The sequence below is a fragment of the Scandinavium manionii genome (assembly GCF_024764775.1).
Classification (GTDB): domain Bacteria; phylum Pseudomonadota; class Gammaproteobacteria; order Enterobacterales; family Enterobacteriaceae; genus Scandinavium; species Scandinavium manionii.
In genome coordinates this window covers 164,680-182,956 of record NZ_JALIGC010000034.1, presented here as the reverse complement: position 1 = coordinate 182,956, position 18,277 = coordinate 164,680, and the positions used below count along the sequence as shown (strand labels likewise).

Sequence of the window (18,277 nt, the reverse complement as noted above, 5' to 3'; positions counted from 1 at the left end):
TCTGGCTTTCACCCATTACAACGGGATAGAAGTGTTTGAATGCCAGATATTGTCTTCTGATTAACTGTCGCAGCTTAGCTGGCGGAGCTTGCGATAGTTTTGTGGTGACATGCCGACATATTTGTTAAAGGTGCTATAGAAACTGCTGCTGGAGTGGAAACCTGCGGTCAGCGCGATATCAAGAATCGACTTGTCGGTATCACTTAACAGTGCCCGCACCTGGTTTACCCGCATTGCCGTGATGTATTGCTTCATGGTGAGTTGCATCACGCGCTGAAATATACCCATCGCATAATTAGGGTTAAGTTTGGCATGTTCTGCCACCTTTTCGATGGTCAGTGCCTGGTCGTAATTCGCCCCAATAAATTCCAGCATCTGGCTGACATAAAACTGTGCATGGCGCGACACATTGTTGCTACTGCGGCGAGTGCTTGCGGTTTTATTCACCAGAATCGGTTGCCAGCCGGACAGGCTAAAACGCTTGAGCATCAGGCAAATTTCATCAATGGCTAACTGGCGGATTTGCTCGTTAGGGCTGTTGATCTCTTGTTGCCAACGCCGGACTTCGAAGGGGCTGAGTTGCTGCGCGGTGAGCGACTTAAGCACTGTCCCGTGGGTGATGTGGTTGACAAGCTGCCGGTCCAGCGGCCATGAAAGAAAAAGGTGCATTGGCAGATTAAATATCGCCATATTCAGGCAGTCACCTGGGCGCGTCAGTTGATGTGGGGTACAGGCCCAAAAAATCGTGATATGCCCTTGTTTAATCTGTACCTTTTCATTATTAATTACATATTCTACGTCGCCATCAAACGGCACATTAACCTCAACCTGCCCATGCCAGTGGCAGGACTCCATGGGGCGTGGCCGACGCAACTCAATATCCATACGTTGATATTCGGAGTAGAGCGACAACGGGCTGCGCGTTTTGCTGTCGGTGCTGCTGCACATATGCGGGTCGGGTGGCAGATGGTCTGGGATGATAGGCATCATTCTCTCCGGTTCCTGAATTATCAGAATTCTGGCACAAAGGCAGTAGTAAGACTGTGAAATGGGTAAGGCTTCAGCAAGCGGATGACGAATTTGTTACCTCACAGGCCGCTATTCTCTTCTTTCCTGACTAAAAACTCCGGAAAACTCAGATTTATAGGCCCGATAGTAGCATTCTGAGTTTTCAGGAATGCTCTGCAGGGAAGAGGGAGGAGAAGCGAGAAACGGCGTGCCACTCTGAATGGGTTCATTAATGCCACGGAGAGAGAAAATGTCAGCACCCAAAATAACCTTTATCGGCGCAGGTTCGACGATTTTTGTGAAAAACATTCTCGGCGATGTGTTTCATCGTCCGGCGCTGAAATCCGCCCATATCGCGCTGATGGATATTGACGAAACCCGACTGGAAGAGTCGCACATTGTGGTGCGCAAGCTGATGGATTCGGCAGGCGCTTGCGGAAAAATCACCTGTCATACCGATCAGAAAACTGCGCTTCAGGGTGCGGATTTCGTGGTGGTGGCGTTTCAGATTGGTGGCTATGAACCCTGCACAGTGACTGACTTTGCAGTCTGCAAAAAGCACGGACTGGAACAGACTATTGCGGATACGTTAGGCCCTGGCGGCATTATGCGTGCACTGCGTACCATTCCGCATTTATGGCAGATTTGTGAAGACATGACGCAAGTCTGCCCGGATGCCACGATGCTGAACTACGTTAACCCGATGGCAATGAATACCTGGGCGATGTACGCCCGCTACCCGCAAATTAAGCAAGTCGGGTTGTGCCATTCGGTGCAAGGAACGGCGGAAGAGCTGGCGCGTGATTTGTCCATCGACCCGGCTTCCTTGCGTTATCAGAGTGCTGGTATCAACCACATGGCATTTTATCTCTCGCTGGAGAAAAAGAACGACCAGGGAGACTATGTCAGCATTTACCCGGATCTGCTGCGTGCTTATGAGAGCGGGCAAGCGCCGAAACCGAATCTGCATGGTAACGCGCGATGTGAAAATATTGTCCGCTACGAGATGTTTAAGAAGCTGGGCTATTTCGTCACCGAATCGTCTGAGCATTTCGCGGAATACACGCCCTGGTTTATTAAGCCGGGTCGTGAAGACCTGATTGCGCGTTATAAAGTGCCCCTGGATGAATATCCGAAACGTTGTGTTGAACAACTGGCCACCTGGCGCAAAGAGCTGGAGGAGTATAAAACCGCCGATCGGATCGACATCAAGCCCTCGCGCGAATATGCCAGTACCATTATGAACGCGCTGTGGACCGGCGAGCCAAGCGTTATCTATGGCAACGTACGCAACGACAATCTCATTGATAACCTGCCGCAGGGATGTTGTGTAGAGGTGGCGTGTCTTGTGGATGCCAATGGTATTCAGCCGACGCGCGTCGGCACGTTACCGTCGCACCTCGCGGCACTGATGCAAACTAACGTGAATGTTCAGACCCTGCTAACCGAAGCAATTTTGACTGAAAATCGTGACCGTGTTTATCATGCCACACTGCTTGACCCTCATACGTCAGCCGTCCTCGGTATCGAAGAAATATATGCCCTGGTTGATGACCTGATAGCGGCACATGGTGATTGGTTGCCCGCGTGGCTTCATCGCGCTTGACCCCGTACGCCGGGCATTCAGCCCGGCACCTGGCGTATCAAATGACAGAAGGAGGGCGCTGGTAACAGCGACCCTGTACCCTATATGAGCATATCAATTACAACAAAACTCAGTTATGGATTTGGGGCGTTTGGCAAAGACTTCGCTATCGGTATCGTCTACATGTACCTGATGTATTACTACACCGATGTGGTTGGGTTATCGGTGGGGGTGGTGGGCACACTGTTTTTGGTGGCGCGTATCTGGGATGCGATTAACGATCCGATCATGGGCTGGATAGTTAACAGCACCCGTTCGCGGTGGGGGAAGTTCAAGCCGTGGATACTGGTGGGGACGCTTGCCAACTCGATAGTGCTGTTTTTGCTGTTCAGCGCGCATCTGTTTGAAGGGACGACACAGGTGGTGTTCGTCTGCGTGACCTACATTTTATGGGGAATGACGTACACCATTATGGATATTCCCTTCTGGTCAATGGTGCCGACCATCACCTTAGATAAGCGCGAGCGCGAACAACTGGTGCCGTATCCGCGCTTCTTTGCCAGTTTGTCGGGGTTTATTACCGCAGGCATTACCTTGCCGTTCGTTAAGTTCGTGGGCGGTGATGACCGTGGTTTCGGTTTTCAGATGTTTACGCTGGTGCTGATCGCCTTTTTTATCGCTTCAACCATCATCACGTTGCGTAATGTTAAAGAAGTTTACTCATCAGACAGTGACGCTACCCCTGACAGTAGCCGGCTGACGTTAAAAGCCATTGTGGCGTTGATCTATAAAAACGATCAGCTTTCCTGCCTGCTGGGCATGGCGCTGGCTTACAACATTGCTTCAAACATTATTTCCGGTTTTGCGATTTATTACTTCACCTATGTGATCGGCGACGCCAGCCTGTTCCCGTATTACATGTCGTATGCCGGGGCGGCAAACTTGTTGACGTTGATTCTGTTTCCCCGGCTGGTTAAAGCTCTGTCCCGACGTATGCTGTGGGCAGGGGCTTCGGTGCTACCGATCATTGGCGGCGGGGTCCTGCTGTGGATTGCCATGGCGGGGTATCACAATGTGTGGCTGATTTCGCTGGCCGGGATTTTGCTCAACGTCGGGACCGCATTATTCTGGGTGTTGCAGGTGATTATGGTGGCAGACACCGTGGATTATGGCGAGTACAAACTTAACGTCCGCTGTGAAAGTATTGCTTATTCGGTCCAGACGCTGGTGGTGAAAGGGGGCTCGGCCTTTGCGGCGTTCTTTATCGCTCTGGTGCTGGGGATTATTGGTTACGTGCCCAACGTGGCGCAATCCGCTAGCACTGTCACCGGCATGCAGTTCATCATGATTGCGTTGCCTGCGCTCTTCTTCCTGGTGACGCTGGTGTTCTACTTCCGCCTATACAAACTGAACGGCGATATGCTGAGAAAAGTACAGATTCACCTGCTGGATAAGTATCGCAAATCAACCCCCCCGGTGGTGACCGAACCGGTTAGCATAAATCTGTCGAAAACCTCAGATGTGAAGGCGTAACTATGAAATAGGGATCCGTGATTGGCCATCAATATGTCGAATCTTCTGACATTGCGGTTTGCGTTGCCCATTCTGATTATAACGTTCCGGCTGCGTTAACAAACTCAGAACACGGATCCCTTTCAACGCTTACATAGAGCCCCGTTGCAGCCAGGGGCTGTTAACGCGTACGGTCTCGCGATGGGTATCGCCATTGATGATATGAAGTGCGCTCAGGCGGCCAATATCGTAATGGGGAAGTTGCACCGTCGAAAGCGGCGGGAGAAACAGGTCGCCAATCCCCACCATGTTGTCATAACCCAGCACTGCGACATCCTGCGGAATACGAATGCCCCGGGAAAGCAGTACCTGATAAACCAGAAATGCGATACGGTCATTACCGCACACCACGGAGTCAAAACACGGTTTGCCATCCGGCATATGGGCATCGACCATGGCCGGAATGTCGCGGTAATGCTCGTCGCCAAATTCCATGAAGTGGTGAATCAGCGTATCGGGGTCGGTGCCTGCCTCCCGGCAGGCGCGCTGCAACCCCTTAAGCCTGCGGATGGTTGCCAGCTGGGTCGATGGCAGATGCAGGCACAATGGGTGGCGATACCCAGCGGCGAGTAGCGCTTTGACCCCTTCATATTGCCCTTGTTCATCGTCAGGAATATAGCTGGCCACTGGATCATGCAGGCTTTCGCAGTTTGCCAGTACACAGGGAAGAGTGAGCAATTTGGGTGGGACAGGCACCTGGCGCAATCCCATGGTGGTATAGATAATGCCGCCAGGACGATGCGAAAGCAGTAAATCCACCATCGTTTCCGGGCTGTCATCCGAGAACATATTTACCACAAAACTGTTCCAGCCGTGAGCGCGGGCGGTTTCTTCAATAGATAATGTTATTTCAACGGAGAACGGGGTGGTGACAGTATCCAGCGCCAGTACGCCGATAGTTGCGGGCGTGGCGCGGGCGCCGCGGATTTTTTTAGCTGACAGGTCGGGGACATAATTCAACTGACTGATGGCGGCTTGAACGCGGGTCAGGGTGTCGGGCTTCAGCCTTTCAGGGTTATTTAATGCCCGCGAAACGGTCATCAACGACACATTGGCAAGTTTGGCCACATCTTTAAGCGATGCCATAAGTACTTATCCTGATAAGAGAAATTTCAACCCAAGTCCTGTGTGTATCAGGCTATACAACTCCGATTGTGATGTAAAAGGCTGGCGTCATATTTTGGTTGCCGGACCCCGGTAATTCATCTTGTGGATCGACATTAAAATTTGATCCGGATCTCAACCTCCAAATGTTAACGTTAACTTTCGTGATTAACATCATATATTGTCGTTAAGCCCGATGAGAAATTGAATATGTTAACGTTATCATTTCATCGTTAACCCTACATGAGATTGCTTTGATGAAAAAAAATCACTCCCGCAGTTACCCGTTACTAAGCGCGTTGCTGTTCTTCTTTTTCGTCAGTTGGTCCTCTTCCAGCTCGCTTTTGTCCATCTGGCTTCACCAGGACGTGGGACTAAAGGCCACGGACACGGGCGTTATTTTCTCGGTGCTCTCGGTTTCTGCGTTGTGTGCGCAAGTGTGCTACGGCTTTATTCAGGACCGGTTAGGGCTGAGAAAAAATCTGCTGTGGTATATCACCGCCTTGCTGATTTTATCCGGCCCGGCGTATCTGATTTTCGGTTATCTGCTGAGCGTGAATATCCTGCTGGGCAGCATTTTTGGCGGGTTGTTTGTGGGCTTAACCTTCAATGGTGGGATTGGTGTACTCGAGTCTTACACTGAACGCGTAGCGCGCCAGAGCACGTTCGAATTTGGTAAGGCGCGGATGTGGGGGTCTCTGGGGTGGGCGGTAGCCACCTTTTTTGCCGGGTTGCTGTTTAACATTGACCCGAAATTCAACTTCCTCGTCGCGTCGTGTTCCGGCTTTGTGTTCCTTTTCTTGCTGATGCAGTTGAAAGTGAATACCGCAGCGAGTCTTGAGAAAGTCGAAGTGGGAGCCAAACCGGTGACACTCGCTGACGCCGTGCGGCTGATCACGCTGCCACGCTTCCGGGCGCTGATCTTTTTTGTCATCGGCACCTGTATATATGGCGTCTATGACCAGCAGTTCCCGGTCTATTTCGCCTCGCAGTTTGCCACGTTGCGTGAAGGCAACACCATGTTCGGCTACCTCAATTCACTCCAGGTCTTTCTCGAGGCCGCGGGCATGTTCTGCGCGCCGTGGCTGGTGAATCGCATTGGCGCGAAGCACGGGCTGATTTTTGCTGGCATGGTTATGGCGTTGCGCATGGTGGCCTCCGGGCTCGTGGAAGGGCCGATACTGATCTCGGTGACCAAACTGCTGCACGCGGTGGAGCTGCCCATCCTGCTGGTGGCTATCTTCAAATACAACAGCCTGAATTTCGACAAACGCCTCTCTTCCACACTATATCTGGTGGGCTTTGCCTGCACCAGTTCCGTGATTTCCGCCGTCCTGTCACCGCTTGCGGGTTACAGCTATGAGAAATACGGCTTTGCCCAGTCCTACCTGATTATGGGACTGATGGTGTTCTGTACCTCCTTCATTTCAATTTTCCTTTTGCGTGGCAATCCTTCCTCAACAGATGGACTACTGTCGCAACCCTCTGCTGTTTGAATGAAAAAAGAGTGAATAGTTATGACGTTAACGATTGCTAATGCCGAGCAGGCGCTGATTGAGAAGCAGCACCAACTGAACTTGCGCTGGTATCCACATTACCATCTCGCACCACGGGCAGGCTGGATGAATGACCCTAACGGGCTGGTTTGGTTCGACGGCTGGTATCACGCGTTCTACCAACATCATCCGTATTCCACCTCTTGGGGGCCTATGCACTGGGGGCATGCACGTAGCCGCGACCTGTCGCACTGGGAACATTTGCCGACCGCATTGGCCCCTGAAGGGCCGGAAGACAAAGACGGCTGTTTCTCGGGTTCGGCGGTGGTGAATGGCGAGGAACTGGCGCTGATTTATACCGGGCACAAATTTGAAGGCGACCACACGAATGACGACAACCTCTATCAGGTGCAGTGCCTGGCGACCAGCGAGAATGGCATTACGTTTGCGCGACAAGGCCAGGTGATTGCTACCCCGGCAGGGCTGCATCACTTCCGCGACCCGAAAGTCTGGCGGCAAGGGGACGCGTGGTACATGGTTGTTGGCGCGCGTATGGGCAATACCGGGCAAGTCCGGCTGTATCGCTCAACATGTTTACGTGAGTGGCAAGAAGAGGGCGTGCTTGCCGAGGCACCAGCGGGCATGGGCTTTATGTGGGAGTGCCCGGACTTTTTCACCCTCAACGGCAAACAGGTACTGATGTTCTCTCCGCAGGGCATGCAGGCTCAAGGCTACAAAAATCGCAATTTATTCCAGAGTGGCTATCTGACGGGACAGTGGCAACCGGGCGACGCTTTCAGCCAGCAGAGCGCGTTTCAGGAGATGGACCACGGCCACGATTTCTATGCGCCGCAGAGTTTCCTCTCCCCTGATGGCCGCCGAATTGTAATGGGGTGGATGGCGATGTGGGAATCGCCGATGCCGGAACAGCAAGATGGTTGGGCAGGCATGTTGACGTTGCCGCGTGAAGTGACACTGGATGCGAATAATCGTCTGCAAATGCGCCCGGCCAGGGAGTTGGAAAACCTACGTCAAAGCTGGTTGAGCTGGCCTGTAAGCACACTGAGCAACACAATAATGCCAGTGATGGAACACTGTGAAACCGCAGAAGTTATGTTGCAATGGGATCTGGCGGCCAGTGATGCCGAGCAATACGGCATTGCGCTGGAAGACGGTATGCGGCTGTATGTCGATAATCAAGCGCAACGGCTGGTACTTGAGCGCAACTACCCGCAATTCAGCCTTTGCGGTCAGCGTAGCATTCCGCTGCCTGACACCGCCATCCTGAGTCTGCGGGTCTTCTTCGACAGCTCATCGGTAGAAGTTTTTGTCAATGACGGTGAGGCTACCTTGAGCAGCCGGATTTATCCGCATGCGCGTCAGTTGAGTGTTTTTGCCTGGTCGGGAAACGCAGCACTGAAAGCGTGTGGCGCCTGGCATTTAGAATAATTAAATAATACGACGCTTTGGGAAACATCCCAGGGCGTCGCACGACCTCATTATTATCGTTAGCAAGGATTTATTCGATGAAAATAATAATCGGATCGGTGCTGTGCGTCATTTTTTTCTCTAAATTGGGTATTGCTCAGTCATCATTAACCACTGAGCAGCGTTTTGCATTACTGGAGCAACGTCTGCATGCTGCAGAAAAACGAGCTGATAAAGCGGAAGCGGAAATTAGCGCATTAAAACAAACGCCAGGTGTAGAAAAGATAAATGCAACCATTGCTGCTGAGAGAAACGCCCCGCCGAAACTTGCGTTAAATAATCACCAGATGTTGAAATTCTATGGCGATGTTGAGTTTAATTTCGACGGCGCCAGTCGCACAGGCAGTTTAACCTCGGTTAAAACCAGTGCGAATAATAATTGGGCCCCGGGCGACAGAGAAAACTGGGATATTAATGGCCGAATATTACTCGGCATTGACGGGAAACAACAATCCACCAACGGGCAGTACGCCGGTTTCACCGTCCAACCGTTAGCAGACATGAACGGCAAGATGAATCTCGATGACGCCGTCTTCTTCTTTGGCCAACAGCAACAATGGCTGGTAAAAGTCGGGCGCTTTGAAGCTTATGACATGTTCCCGCTTAACCAGGATACCTTTATTGAATACTCCGGCAATACGGCCAATGACCTGTATAGCGACGGATACGGCTACATTTATATGATGAAGGAAGCACGTGGGCGCAGTAATAGTGGCGGCAATCTGTTGTTCAGTCAAACGCTGGATAACTGGTATCTGGAGCTGAACACGCTGGTGGAAGACGGCAGTTCGCTTTACGTTGACCAGCGTTATCATGGCACGAAACTGGATAATCAAAAAAATGTGGTGTACGTCCGCCCGGTTATTGCCTGGCATTCCGGTGACTATTCGGTTGCAGCGGGCATTGAAACTAATCTCGTTAACAATGCCTACGGATATAAAGATGCGACTGGCAACTGGCACGATCAATCCGGGCGCACGGGTTATGGTTTGACCATGAACTGGAATACACTAAAAAATAATCTGCAAGATGGTGTGGTTGTTAATCTGAATACTGCCTATATGAATGCAGAAGATGAAAAAGATTTCACTGCGGGGATTAATGCACTCTGGCATCGAGTCGAACTGGGTTATATTTATGCGCATAATAAAATATCAGAATTTAATACAAAAGGTATTGACAGTGAGTGTGAGATTGATTGTGCTATCCTCGCGCCGGGAAATTACGACATTCACACTATTCACACCTCCTGGCAACTGCCAAATATTATGGCGATGCCCAATTTTACTATTTATCTCGGGGCTTATGCTTCATGGCTGGATTCAATCGCGCAACCGAAGGCTGATGATCAACCGCGTTATGGAGCCCGCCTGCGTCTTAAATATTTATTTTAACGCGTGCGATTATTTTTGAGGAGAAGTAATGAATATCTGGACATTTGGCGACGCAGTAGTGGATCTGTTGCCGCTTGCGGGCATGAAATATCGCGCTTGTGCAGGCGGCGCGCCGTATAACGTGGCGGTAGGATGCGCACGGCTTGGCTGCCACAGTGGTTTTATCGGCAGGGTAGGGAAAGATGCGTTCGGCGACTTTTTAATGCGTACGCTGACGGATTATGGCGTGGTGACACTACATATGGAACAGGATCCTGAGCATCGAACCAGCACGGTGCTGGTTTCACTGGCTGAGGATGGCGAGCGTGAATTTTCCTTTTTGGTGAATCCATCTGCCGATCAGTTCATCACATCGGAGGCGCTGCCGGAATTTGGCGCGGATATTCTGCATTTTTGCTCACTGGCCCTGGTAGCAAAAGAGTGCCGCGCGACATTGACGCGCGCGATAGGGAACATCAAGCAACAAAGGGGGCTGCTGAGTTTTGATGTCAATTTGCGCGAGCAAATGTGGCCTGACCGGCAGCTCATGCTGACTACCGTACGCCATTTTGCTCTGCAAGCCGATATCCTTAAATTGTCGGAAGAGGAGTGGTACTGGCTGGTGGGCACCAGGTATTTTCCCGCCGCGATTGATGCCTTAAAGGCGCTGCCCGCCGCTATGAAGGTAATTACCTTCGGTGCGCAAGGCGCATGGGTCATCTGGCAGGATCAGGTTGTCCACTTTAACGGCTATACGGTCGATAGCGTTGACACCACCGGGGCCGGAGATGCTTTTGTTGCCGGTTTGTTGGCACACATCGCCAGTAGCAAGTTTCCGCAAAATCTGACTCAGCTCCAGCACGCTATCGCTCAGGCCTGTGCCTGTGGCGCATTGGCTACTACGCAAAAAGGGGCGCTGGAATCCACGCCAGACCGAGAAACGGTACAGCAGTTTATCGCACGCGCAGCGTTGCCAGCGTTTGAAGTGAAACAGGAGATCGCGCTGAACAAGTAAAGCAGTGAGGGACAACAGTGTGTGGTGATAGCCCTAATCTGGTGTTCATTAGGCAAGTCAGGAACAATCCTGACGAAGCGGTAAAAAAAACGGCCCTAAAAAGGGCCGTTCGTATATCAAAAAACCTATCTCCCGTTCACTCAAAATATCTTAAGTGAACGGTGTTAACCCTGAGACGGTTTTGCATGCTTTGCCGCTTAGTCCACAGATTGTGGACGAGTCGGACCGGCAGTTGCCGTGTGCGTAGCGCTGTGGCCACCGGCAGAACCTTTACCCTCGAAACCGAACGCTGGACGAACCCAGTCGCTCTGACGCGGTGCTTCTGGCACGTAGTCTGGGGCTGGAGCACGCGTCATTGGCGCGGTAGCGTTGGTGCGTTCAACCGGAGGCTTCGCAGCCACAACCGGTTTAACGACAGGTTCAACCACTGGAGCAACAGGCGCGGTTTCCACCACGACAGGTTGTTCAGTCACGATAGCCTGTTCCACTTCCTCAACCACGGCCGGAGTCGCTTCCTCTGCTGTGACTTCTGCAACAACTGCGTCGGCTGGCGCGATAACCTGAGGTTCTTCGCTCACCGGTGCGGCAATGACTTCCGGATGTGTGGTCTCAACCACTGGAACTTCCGGTTCAGCCAGTACTGGCTGCGGTTCTGCAACCACGACAGGCTCGACTGCGGTTTGTTCAACCACTGGCGCTGCAACCTGTTCTGCCACTGGAGCTTGCGCCACGGTTTCTACCGGTGCAACTTCAATGACGGAAGGAACAACGTTCTGCTCGCGGGTTTCTTCAACCTGCTGCTCTTGTGGACGTGTTACCGGGTAGCTTACCCACACTTTACCAGACGCCATTTCTGGAGATGCACAGGCAATCGCCAGCGGCATCGGGGACTGAGTTGGGTAACGCTCGTCACGGTAGCGGCGACGACGCTGACCACTCACGCGCAGGTGGCGTGGTGAACGACGGGAGCGACGCGGCATGCCGGAGTTATCACGGTTTTCTGCGTTTTCATCTTCAGCCGGAGCTTCGATGACGGCTGGCAGGTCAACTTTAGCCACTTCGGTACGCTTAGCCGGAGCGGCTGTTTCAGCCGGTTCGGTCACTGCGGTACGTTCTGCAGTTTCGGCCGCTGTTTCGATGCGCACTTTCTGTGACAGGTTGCGCGGCTTACGACGCGGCATGGACTGGACGCGTTCTTCCTGCTCGATTTCCTGAGCGGGTTGTTCTTCGCGAGCCTGAACTTTCACTTCCTGCGGCGCTGCCTGGCGTTTGTCATCGTTACGACGGCGGTTGCGCTCACGGCGTGGTTGCTGCTGTTCGTCACGAGATTTCGCTTTATCCGCGTCTTCTGCCACGTTCGGCTGACGTGCTTCACGGGTTTCTGCGTTCTGCTGCGGCTTTTCACGACGGTTACGGCGGTTATCTTCGCGGCCTTCTGCGTTTTCACCACGGTTATCGCGATCACCACGTTCGTTACGCTCACCGCGCTCACCACGATTATCGCGGTTGTCACGGCGATCGTTGCGGTCACCACGGTCATTGCGGTCACGACGGTTAGACTGACGAGAACGGCGACGATCCTGCTGGCGCTCTGGTTTCTCTTCTTTCTTAACCGGCTCAGGCTCAGCCACAACGGGAGCTTCGCTGCTGAACATGGATTTCAGCGCAGAGATAATGCGGGAAACCAGACCTGGTGCTGCTGCGTTGGCTGCCGCTGGAGCGGTTTTCTTCGTCTGTGCTGCTGCTGGAGTGGCTTCTTCAAGCGGTGCTGGCGGCGCATCAGGCATCACGAAGGTCGCCAGAGCAGGCTGCTCAGGACGCTTACGTTCAGCGGGTTCGTCTTCAGACGGCATTGCCATTTCTTCTTCGTGCAGTTTCGGCAGCAGGTAGCTCAGAATCTGAGTCTCTTCGCCTTTACGGACACGCAGTACGGAGTAGTGCGGAGTTTCCATCTGGTCATTCGGCACGACGATGCAGCGCACGCCACCCTGACGGGTTTCGATGTTGCTGATAGCCGCACGCTTTTCGTTCAGCAGATAAGAGGCCACTTGAACGGGAACAATCGCGTGAACTTCCTGAGTGTTTTCTTTCAGTGCTTCTTCTTCAATCAGACGAAGAATAGACAGTGCCAGTGATTCGTTATCACGGATGGTGCCGGTACCGCTACAGCGTGGGCACACGTGATGGCTGGATTCACCCAGTGATGGGCTCAGGCGCTGACGAGACATTTCCAGCAGGCCGAAGCGAGAGATATGGCTAATCTGGATACGTGCACGATCCTGACGCACCGCTTCACGCAGACGGTTTTCAACCGCACGCTGGTGGCGAACCGGGGTCATGTCGATGAAGTCGATAACGATCAGGCCGCCGAGGTCACGAAGACGCAGCTGGCGGGCAATTTCGTCGGCTGCTTCAAGGTTGGTGTTGAAGGCGGTTTCTTCGATGTCGCCGCCGCGGGTTGCACGCGCGGAGTTGATATCGATGGCGGTCAGGGCTTCGGTGCTATCGATAACGATAGAGCCGCCCGACGGCAAGCGCACTTCACGCTGGAATGCAGATTCAATCTGCGATTCGATTTGGTAGTGGCTGAACAGCGGGATTTCACCGGTGTAGAGCTTAATTTTGCTGCTGAAATCCGGACGGCCCAGCGCAGAGATATGCTGGCGAGCCAGCTCAAGCACTTTCGGGTTATCGATAAGGATTTCGCCGATGTCCTGACGCAGGTAATCACGGAACGCACGTACGATGACGTTGCTTTCCTGGTGGATCAGGAACGGGGCAGGGCGGCTTTCAGAGGCTTTCTGAATCGCTTCCCAGTGCTTCAGGCGGAAACTCAGATCCCACTGCAGCGCTTCAGCAGATTTGCCAACGCCAGCAGTACGCACGATCAAGCCCATGCCGTCAGGCAGTTGCAGGCTGGAAAGCGCTTCTTTCAGCTCGGTACGATCGTCACCTTCGATACGGCGAGAAATACCACCGGCACGCGGGTTGTTCGGCATCAGTACCAGATAGCTGCCTGCCAGGCTGATAAAGGTTGTGAGGGCTGCACCTTTGTTGCCGCGCTCTTCTTTATCGATCTGAACAATGACTTCCTGGCCTTCGCGTAGAACATCTTTAATGTTCGGGCGGCCATGCGCATTGTAATTAGCAGGGAAATATTCGCGGGCGATTTCTTTAAGAGGAAGGAAACCATGACGCTCAGCACCGTAATCAACGAATGCGGCTTCAAGGCTTGGTTCTATACGGGTAATTTTGCCTTTGTAGATGTTCGCTTTTTTCTGTTCGTGTCCTGGGCTTTCAATATCCAGATCGTACAGACGCTGCCCATCAACGAGGGCGACACGTAACTCTTCTTGCTGAGTTGCGTTGATTAACATTCTTTTCATCGTAACTTACTCATTATTCTTGCATTGACGACTAAGCTACGGGCAGAGTTTTCCTTGCCGGGGGTAAACCGATGGCCTCGTGTCTGTTCACGTCGCCAACCTCACGGTTGTCGCTCGCTTAAGAGGCGCAGAGTGTCGGTAGCCTGCGTTTCAAACGGAACCGCAGCGCAATTATTCAGGGGAACAGCCTGGGAATCATTCTCCAGGTACGGTTCCTTCTATACTCATTGTCTTTCAAGTCGCAGATGGTTGGCTTCACCTGCTTACCCCAGTCATCTACTGGAGTAGCGCCTGGAGATCCCAGGTTTGCCGCCTTTCTGCGGCTTGAAATAGAGAGTATCAACCGGTAAGGACTGCAACCCGCAGCCCGCTAACTGTCTGAAAGATAAATACGTCTTACGCCATTGCTGCATAAAAAATCGTTCAGACAAAATTGGTCATTCCGCTAACATGCTTGCTTGAACAAGATTCGACACGGAAAACTGCATCATTATTCCCTGCTAACCTTGTTATAGCAAGATGACTTTTACCATTTATCACCCGGTTACTCACAGTTTTTTCACTTTACCGAACTGATTGTTGTAATAACCACCAATCCGCAAAGTGAGATTAAAAATGAGCTCCGTTGCGAAGTTAATATAAGCACAGAAAAAGGAGTGGCGCGAATGCCACTGCATCTTTAGAATCGCCCCCCATGAAAACTGAGACACCGACCGTAAAAATGGTAGCCATTGCCGATGATGAGGCAGGGCAACGAATTGATAACTTTTTGCGCACCCAGCTGAAAGGCGTGCCGAAAAGCATGATTTACCGCATCCTGCGTAAAGGTGAAGTGCGCGTGAATAAAAAGCGCGTGAAGCCGGAATACAAACTGGAAGCGGGCGATGAAATTCGCATCCCGCCGGTGCGCGTCGCCGAGCGTGAAGAAGAGACTGTATCGCCGCACCTGAATAAAGTCGCGGCCCTGGCTGATGTTATCCTCTATGAAGACGACCATATTCTGGTGCTGAATAAGCCGTCGGGTACGGCGGTTCACGGCGGTAGCGGTTTGAGCTTTGGGGTTATCGAAGGGCTGCGCGCGCTGCGCCCGGAAGCCCGATTCCTCGAACTGGTCCATCGCCTCGACCGTGATACCTCCGGCGTGCTGCTGGTGGCGAAGAAGCGTTCCGCGCTGCGCTCCCTGCATGAACAGCTACGCGAAAAAGGGATGCAGAAAGATTATCTGGCCCTGGTTCGCGGCCAGTGGCAGTCGCACATGAAAGTGGTGCAGGCGCCATTGCTGAAGAATATTTTGCAGAGCGGCGAGCGTATTGTTCGCGTGAACAGCGAAGGCAAACCGTCGGAGACGCGCTTTAAAGTCGAAGAGCGTTTTACCCATGCGACGCTGGTGCGCTGTAGCCCGGTAACCGGTCGTACGCACCAGATTCGTGTGCACACGCTGCATGCGGGTCATCCGATTGCGTTTGACGATCGCTATGGCGATCGTGATTTCGACAAACAGCTGGCGGGTACCGGCCTGAATCGACTGTTCCTGCACGCCGCGGCGCTGAAATTTACCCATCCGGGTACCGGTGAGACGTTGCGCATTGAAGCGCCGTTAGACAACCAGCTCAAGCGTTGTCTGCAAGTGCTGCGCAGCCAGAAGTAATTAAAGACAGCATAACAAAACGCCCCGAAAGGGGCGTTTTGTGTTTTAGCGCAGCAGCGGGTTGAATTGCTCGTGCCTGAGCATTTTGCACAGCGCGATGAGCGGCAGGCCAATCAGCGTATTCGGGTCGCGTCCCTCGAGACGCTCGAACAACGTGATGCCCAGTCCTTCACTTTTAAAACTGCCCGCACAGTTCAGTGGCTGCTCTTTTTGGACGTATCGGTTGATCTCCGCGTCGGTCAGATGGCGGAAGTGCACATCGAAAGGTTCGCATTCGGTCTGCAAATGGCCCTTAGCGCTGTTATAGACCGCAAGACCGGTATAGAAGGTGACGACGTGGCCGCTCGCTTCACGCAGTTGCAGACGCGCATTTTCTTCGGTGTGCGGCTTGCCGGTGATTTTTCCGCCGAGCACGCAAACCTGATCGGAGCCGATAATCAGATGGTCAGAGAAGCGCGTCGCCAGGGCCTGTGCTTTGGCCTGAGCCAGACGAAGCACCAGCTGGCGCGGTGATTCGCCGGGTAACGGCAGTTCATCGACCTCAGGCGCGGCGCATTCAAAAGGCACATCGAGCTTTTGAAGCAGCTCGCGGCGATAGGGTGAAGTAGAGGCAAGAACAAGTCGCAGCATAATTTTTTAAATAGACTCTGGTGATTCGGATTGCGACATTTTAAACTACAGGCCGCAATGTGTGCGAATAATTGGCAAAAGGCGCCTGAGGGTGCCTTTTTCTTTGACTCTATGACGTTACAAAGTTAATATGCGCGCCCTATGCAAAAGGTAAAATTACCCCTGACTCTTGATCCGGTTCGTACCGCTCAAAAACGCCTCGATTACCAGGGTGTCTACACCCCGGACCAGGTGGAGCGTCTTGCCGAGTCTGTGGTCAGTGTGGACAGTGATGTGGAATGCGATATGACATTCGCCATCGACAATCAGCGTCTCGCCGTTATTAAAGGTGATGCAAAGGTTGCGGTGACTCTCGAATGCCAGCGCTGCGGGAAACCGTTCCCACATGCCGTTCACACAACGTATTGTTTCAGCCCGATCAAAAATGTTGAACAGGCTGAAGCACTCCCGGAAGCGTATGAGCCGATTGAGGTTAACGAATTCGGTGAAATCGACCTGCGGGCTTTGGTTGAGGATGAAATCATTCTCTCCTTACCTGTAGTTCCGGTGCATGATTCTGAACACTGTGAAGTGTCCGACGCGGACATGGTATTTGGTGAATTGCCTGAAGATGCGCAAAAGCCAAATCCATTTGCCGTATTAGCCAGCTTAAAGCGTAAGTAATTGAGGAGTAAGGTCCATGGCCGTACAACAGAATAAACCAACCCGTTCCAAACGTGGCATGCGTCGTTCCCATGACGCGCTGACTGCAGTTACCAGCCTGTCTGTAGATAAGACTTCTGGTGAGAAACACCTGCGTCACCACATCACTGCCGACGGTTTCTACCGCGGTCGCAAGGTTATCGCTAAGTAATCACGCGAAAGCGTGATGAAGCTTAGTGAGGATTTCCCCGCTTCTGCGGGGATTTACCAAACCGAGCGGCGACGATACCTTGACACGTCTGACCTTAGCGTTGGATGTCATGGGGGGGGATTTTGGCCCTTCCGTGACGGTGCCTGCAGCATTGCAGGCACTGCACGCTAACCCACAACTCTCGCTTCTTCTTGTCGGTGACACCGACGCCATTACGCCATTACTCGCCAAAGCTGACTTCGAACAACGTTCACGTCTGCAGATTATCCCTGCCCAGTCAGTTATTGCCAGTGATGCACGTCCGGCACATGCTATTCGCAACAGCCGGGGCAGTTCCATGCGCATTGCGCTGGAGCTTGTTAAAGAAGGACGCGCGCAGGCCTGCGTGAGCGCCGGAAATACCGGGGCGCTTATGGGGCTCGCCAAACTATTGCTCAAGCCGATTGAAGGGATTGAGCGTCCGGCGCTGATGACGGTTCTGCCGCATCAGCAGAAGGGCAAAACGGTGGTGCTTGATTTGGGCGCCAACGTCGATTGTGACAGCACGATGTTGGTACAGTTTGCAGTAATGGGCGCGGTGATGGCTGAAGAAGTCCTCGGCATTACGTCTCCGCGCGTCGCACTGCTCAACATCGGGGAAGAAGAAACCAAAGGCCACGACAGCATCCGTGATGCGTCGGCGATGCTAAAAAAGGTGTCTTCCATCAACTATATTGGATATCTCGAAGCCAACGAATTATTGACGGGCAAAACGGATGTGCTGGTTTGTGACGGTTTTACGGGCAACGTCACATTAAAAACCATGGAAGGCGTTGTCAGAATGTTTCTTTCTCTGCTGAAATCGCAGGGAGAAGGTAAAAAGCGGCCGTGGTGGCTGAAAATTTTGAAGCATTGGTTACAAAAAAACCTCTCGCGGCGATTCAGTCACCTCAACCCCGACCAGTATAATGGCGCCTGTCTGTTAGGATTGCGCGGCACGGTGATTAAGAGTCATGGTGCAGCCAATCAGCGCGCGTTTAGCGTGGCGATTGAACAGGCAGTGCAGGCGGTGCAGCGTGAGGTCCCACAGCGGATCGCCGCTCGCCTCGAATCTGTATTACCACCAAAAGACTGAGCGTA

14 protein-coding genes are annotated in these 18,277 nt (G+C 52.6%); 10 read left to right on the top strand and 4 right to left on the bottom strand.

From position 1 onward, the window contains the following. Positions 1–60 precede the first annotated feature (60 nt). Entirely contained in the window at positions 61–990 is a 930-nt protein-coding gene (gene melR, locus MUU51_RS05735; protein WP_258967319.1) for a transcriptional regulator MelR, read from the bottom strand. Between the two features lie 268 nt (positions 991–1,258). On the opposite strand from melR, the gene MUU51_RS05730 reads away from it, so the two are divergent. After that, complete coding sequence (locus MUU51_RS05730) at positions 1,259–2,614, top strand: alpha-glucosidase/alpha-galactosidase (RefSeq protein WP_159775175.1); 1,356 nt, start codon at positions 1,259–1,261, stop codon at positions 2,612–2,614. A gap of 84 nt (positions 2,615–2,698) precedes the next feature. Continuing rightward, positions 2,699–4,126 (top strand): melibiose:sodium transporter MelB, encoded by a 1,428-nt coding sequence (melB, locus tag MUU51_RS05725; protein ID WP_258967318.1) that lies wholly within the window; start codon positions 2,699–2,701, stop codon positions 4,124–4,126. Positions 4,127–4,255: 129 nt separating this feature from the next. On the opposite strand, the gene MUU51_RS05720 is transcribed toward melB, so the two are convergent. After that, positions 4,256–5,251 carry a LacI family DNA-binding transcriptional regulator gene (locus tag MUU51_RS05720; protein WP_258967317.1) on the bottom strand — a complete coding sequence of 332 codons (996 nt, stop codon included), beginning with the start codon at positions 5,249–5,251 and terminating at the stop codon, positions 4,256–4,258. 272 nt (positions 5,252–5,523) lie between these two features. Between MUU51_RS05720 and MUU51_RS05715 the strand changes: the two genes are divergently transcribed. The 4 genes from MUU51_RS05715 (at position 5,524) to MUU51_RS05700 (ending at position 10,641) form a co-directional block, all read left to right on the top strand. Continuing rightward, positions 5,524–6,765, top strand: a complete 1,242-nt coding sequence (locus MUU51_RS05715) for an MFS transporter (RefSeq protein ID WP_258967316.1) — start codon at positions 5,524–5,526, stop codon at positions 6,763–6,765. Between the two features lie 21 nt (positions 6,766–6,786). Beyond that, the gene (locus MUU51_RS05710) at positions 6,787–8,214 is read left to right on the top strand and encodes a glycoside hydrolase family 32 protein (RefSeq protein WP_258967315.1); all 1,428 of its coding nucleotides are present in this window, start codon (positions 6,787–6,789) and stop codon (positions 8,212–8,214) included. A 77-nt stretch (positions 8,215–8,291) separates the two neighbouring features. Then, a complete protein-coding gene (locus MUU51_RS05705) occupies positions 8,292–9,647 on the top strand; it encodes a carbohydrate porin (RefSeq protein ID WP_258967314.1) in 1,356 nt (451 codons plus the stop codon). Between the two features lie 28 nt (positions 9,648–9,675). After that, complete coding sequence (locus MUU51_RS05700) at positions 9,676–10,641, top strand: PfkB family carbohydrate kinase (RefSeq protein ID WP_258967313.1); 966 nt, start codon at positions 9,676–9,678, stop codon at positions 10,639–10,641. Between the two features lie 197 nt (positions 10,642–10,838). Here the strand turns inward: MUU51_RS05700 and rne are convergent, their stop codons facing one another. Beyond that, positions 10,839–14,027 (bottom strand): ribonuclease E, encoded by a 3,189-nt coding sequence (rne, locus tag MUU51_RS05695; RefSeq protein ID WP_258967312.1) that lies wholly within the window; start codon positions 14,025–14,027, stop codon positions 10,839–10,841. Between the two features lie 694 nt (positions 14,028–14,721). On the opposite strand from rne, the gene rluC reads away from it, so the two are divergent. Beyond that, entirely contained in the window at positions 14,722–15,675 is a 954-nt protein-coding gene (gene rluC / locus MUU51_RS05690; RefSeq protein ID WP_159775179.1) for a 23S rRNA pseudouridine(955/2504/2580) synthase RluC, read from the top strand. Positions 15,676–15,720: 45 nt separating this feature from the next. Here rluC and MUU51_RS05685 read toward each other — a convergent pair whose 3' ends face one another. Next, positions 15,721–16,305, bottom strand: a complete 585-nt coding sequence (locus MUU51_RS05685; RefSeq protein WP_258967311.1) for a Maf family protein — start codon at positions 16,303–16,305, stop codon at positions 15,721–15,723. 141 nt (positions 16,306–16,446) lie between these two features. Between MUU51_RS05685 and yceD the strand changes: the two genes are divergently transcribed. The 3 genes from yceD to plsX all read left to right on the top strand — a co-directional run bounded on the left by yceD (position 16,447) and on the right by plsX (position 18,272). Beyond that, positions 16,447–16,968 carry a 23S rRNA accumulation protein YceD gene (gene yceD / locus MUU51_RS05680; RefSeq protein WP_159775183.1) on the top strand — a complete coding sequence of 174 codons (522 nt, stop codon included), beginning with the start codon at positions 16,447–16,449 and terminating at the stop codon, positions 16,966–16,968. Between the two features lie 16 nt (positions 16,969–16,984). Beyond that, the gene (rpmF, locus tag MUU51_RS05675; protein WP_000290724.1) at positions 16,985–17,158 is read left to right on the top strand and encodes a 50S ribosomal protein L32; all 174 of its coding nucleotides are present in this window, start codon (positions 16,985–16,987) and stop codon (positions 17,156–17,158) included. A 79-nt stretch (positions 17,159–17,237) separates the two neighbouring features. Beyond that, positions 17,238–18,272, top strand: a complete 1,035-nt coding sequence (gene plsX / locus MUU51_RS05670) for a phosphate acyltransferase PlsX (RefSeq protein WP_235033688.1) — start codon at positions 17,238–17,240, stop codon at positions 18,270–18,272. Positions 18,273–18,277: the final 5 nt, after the last annotated feature.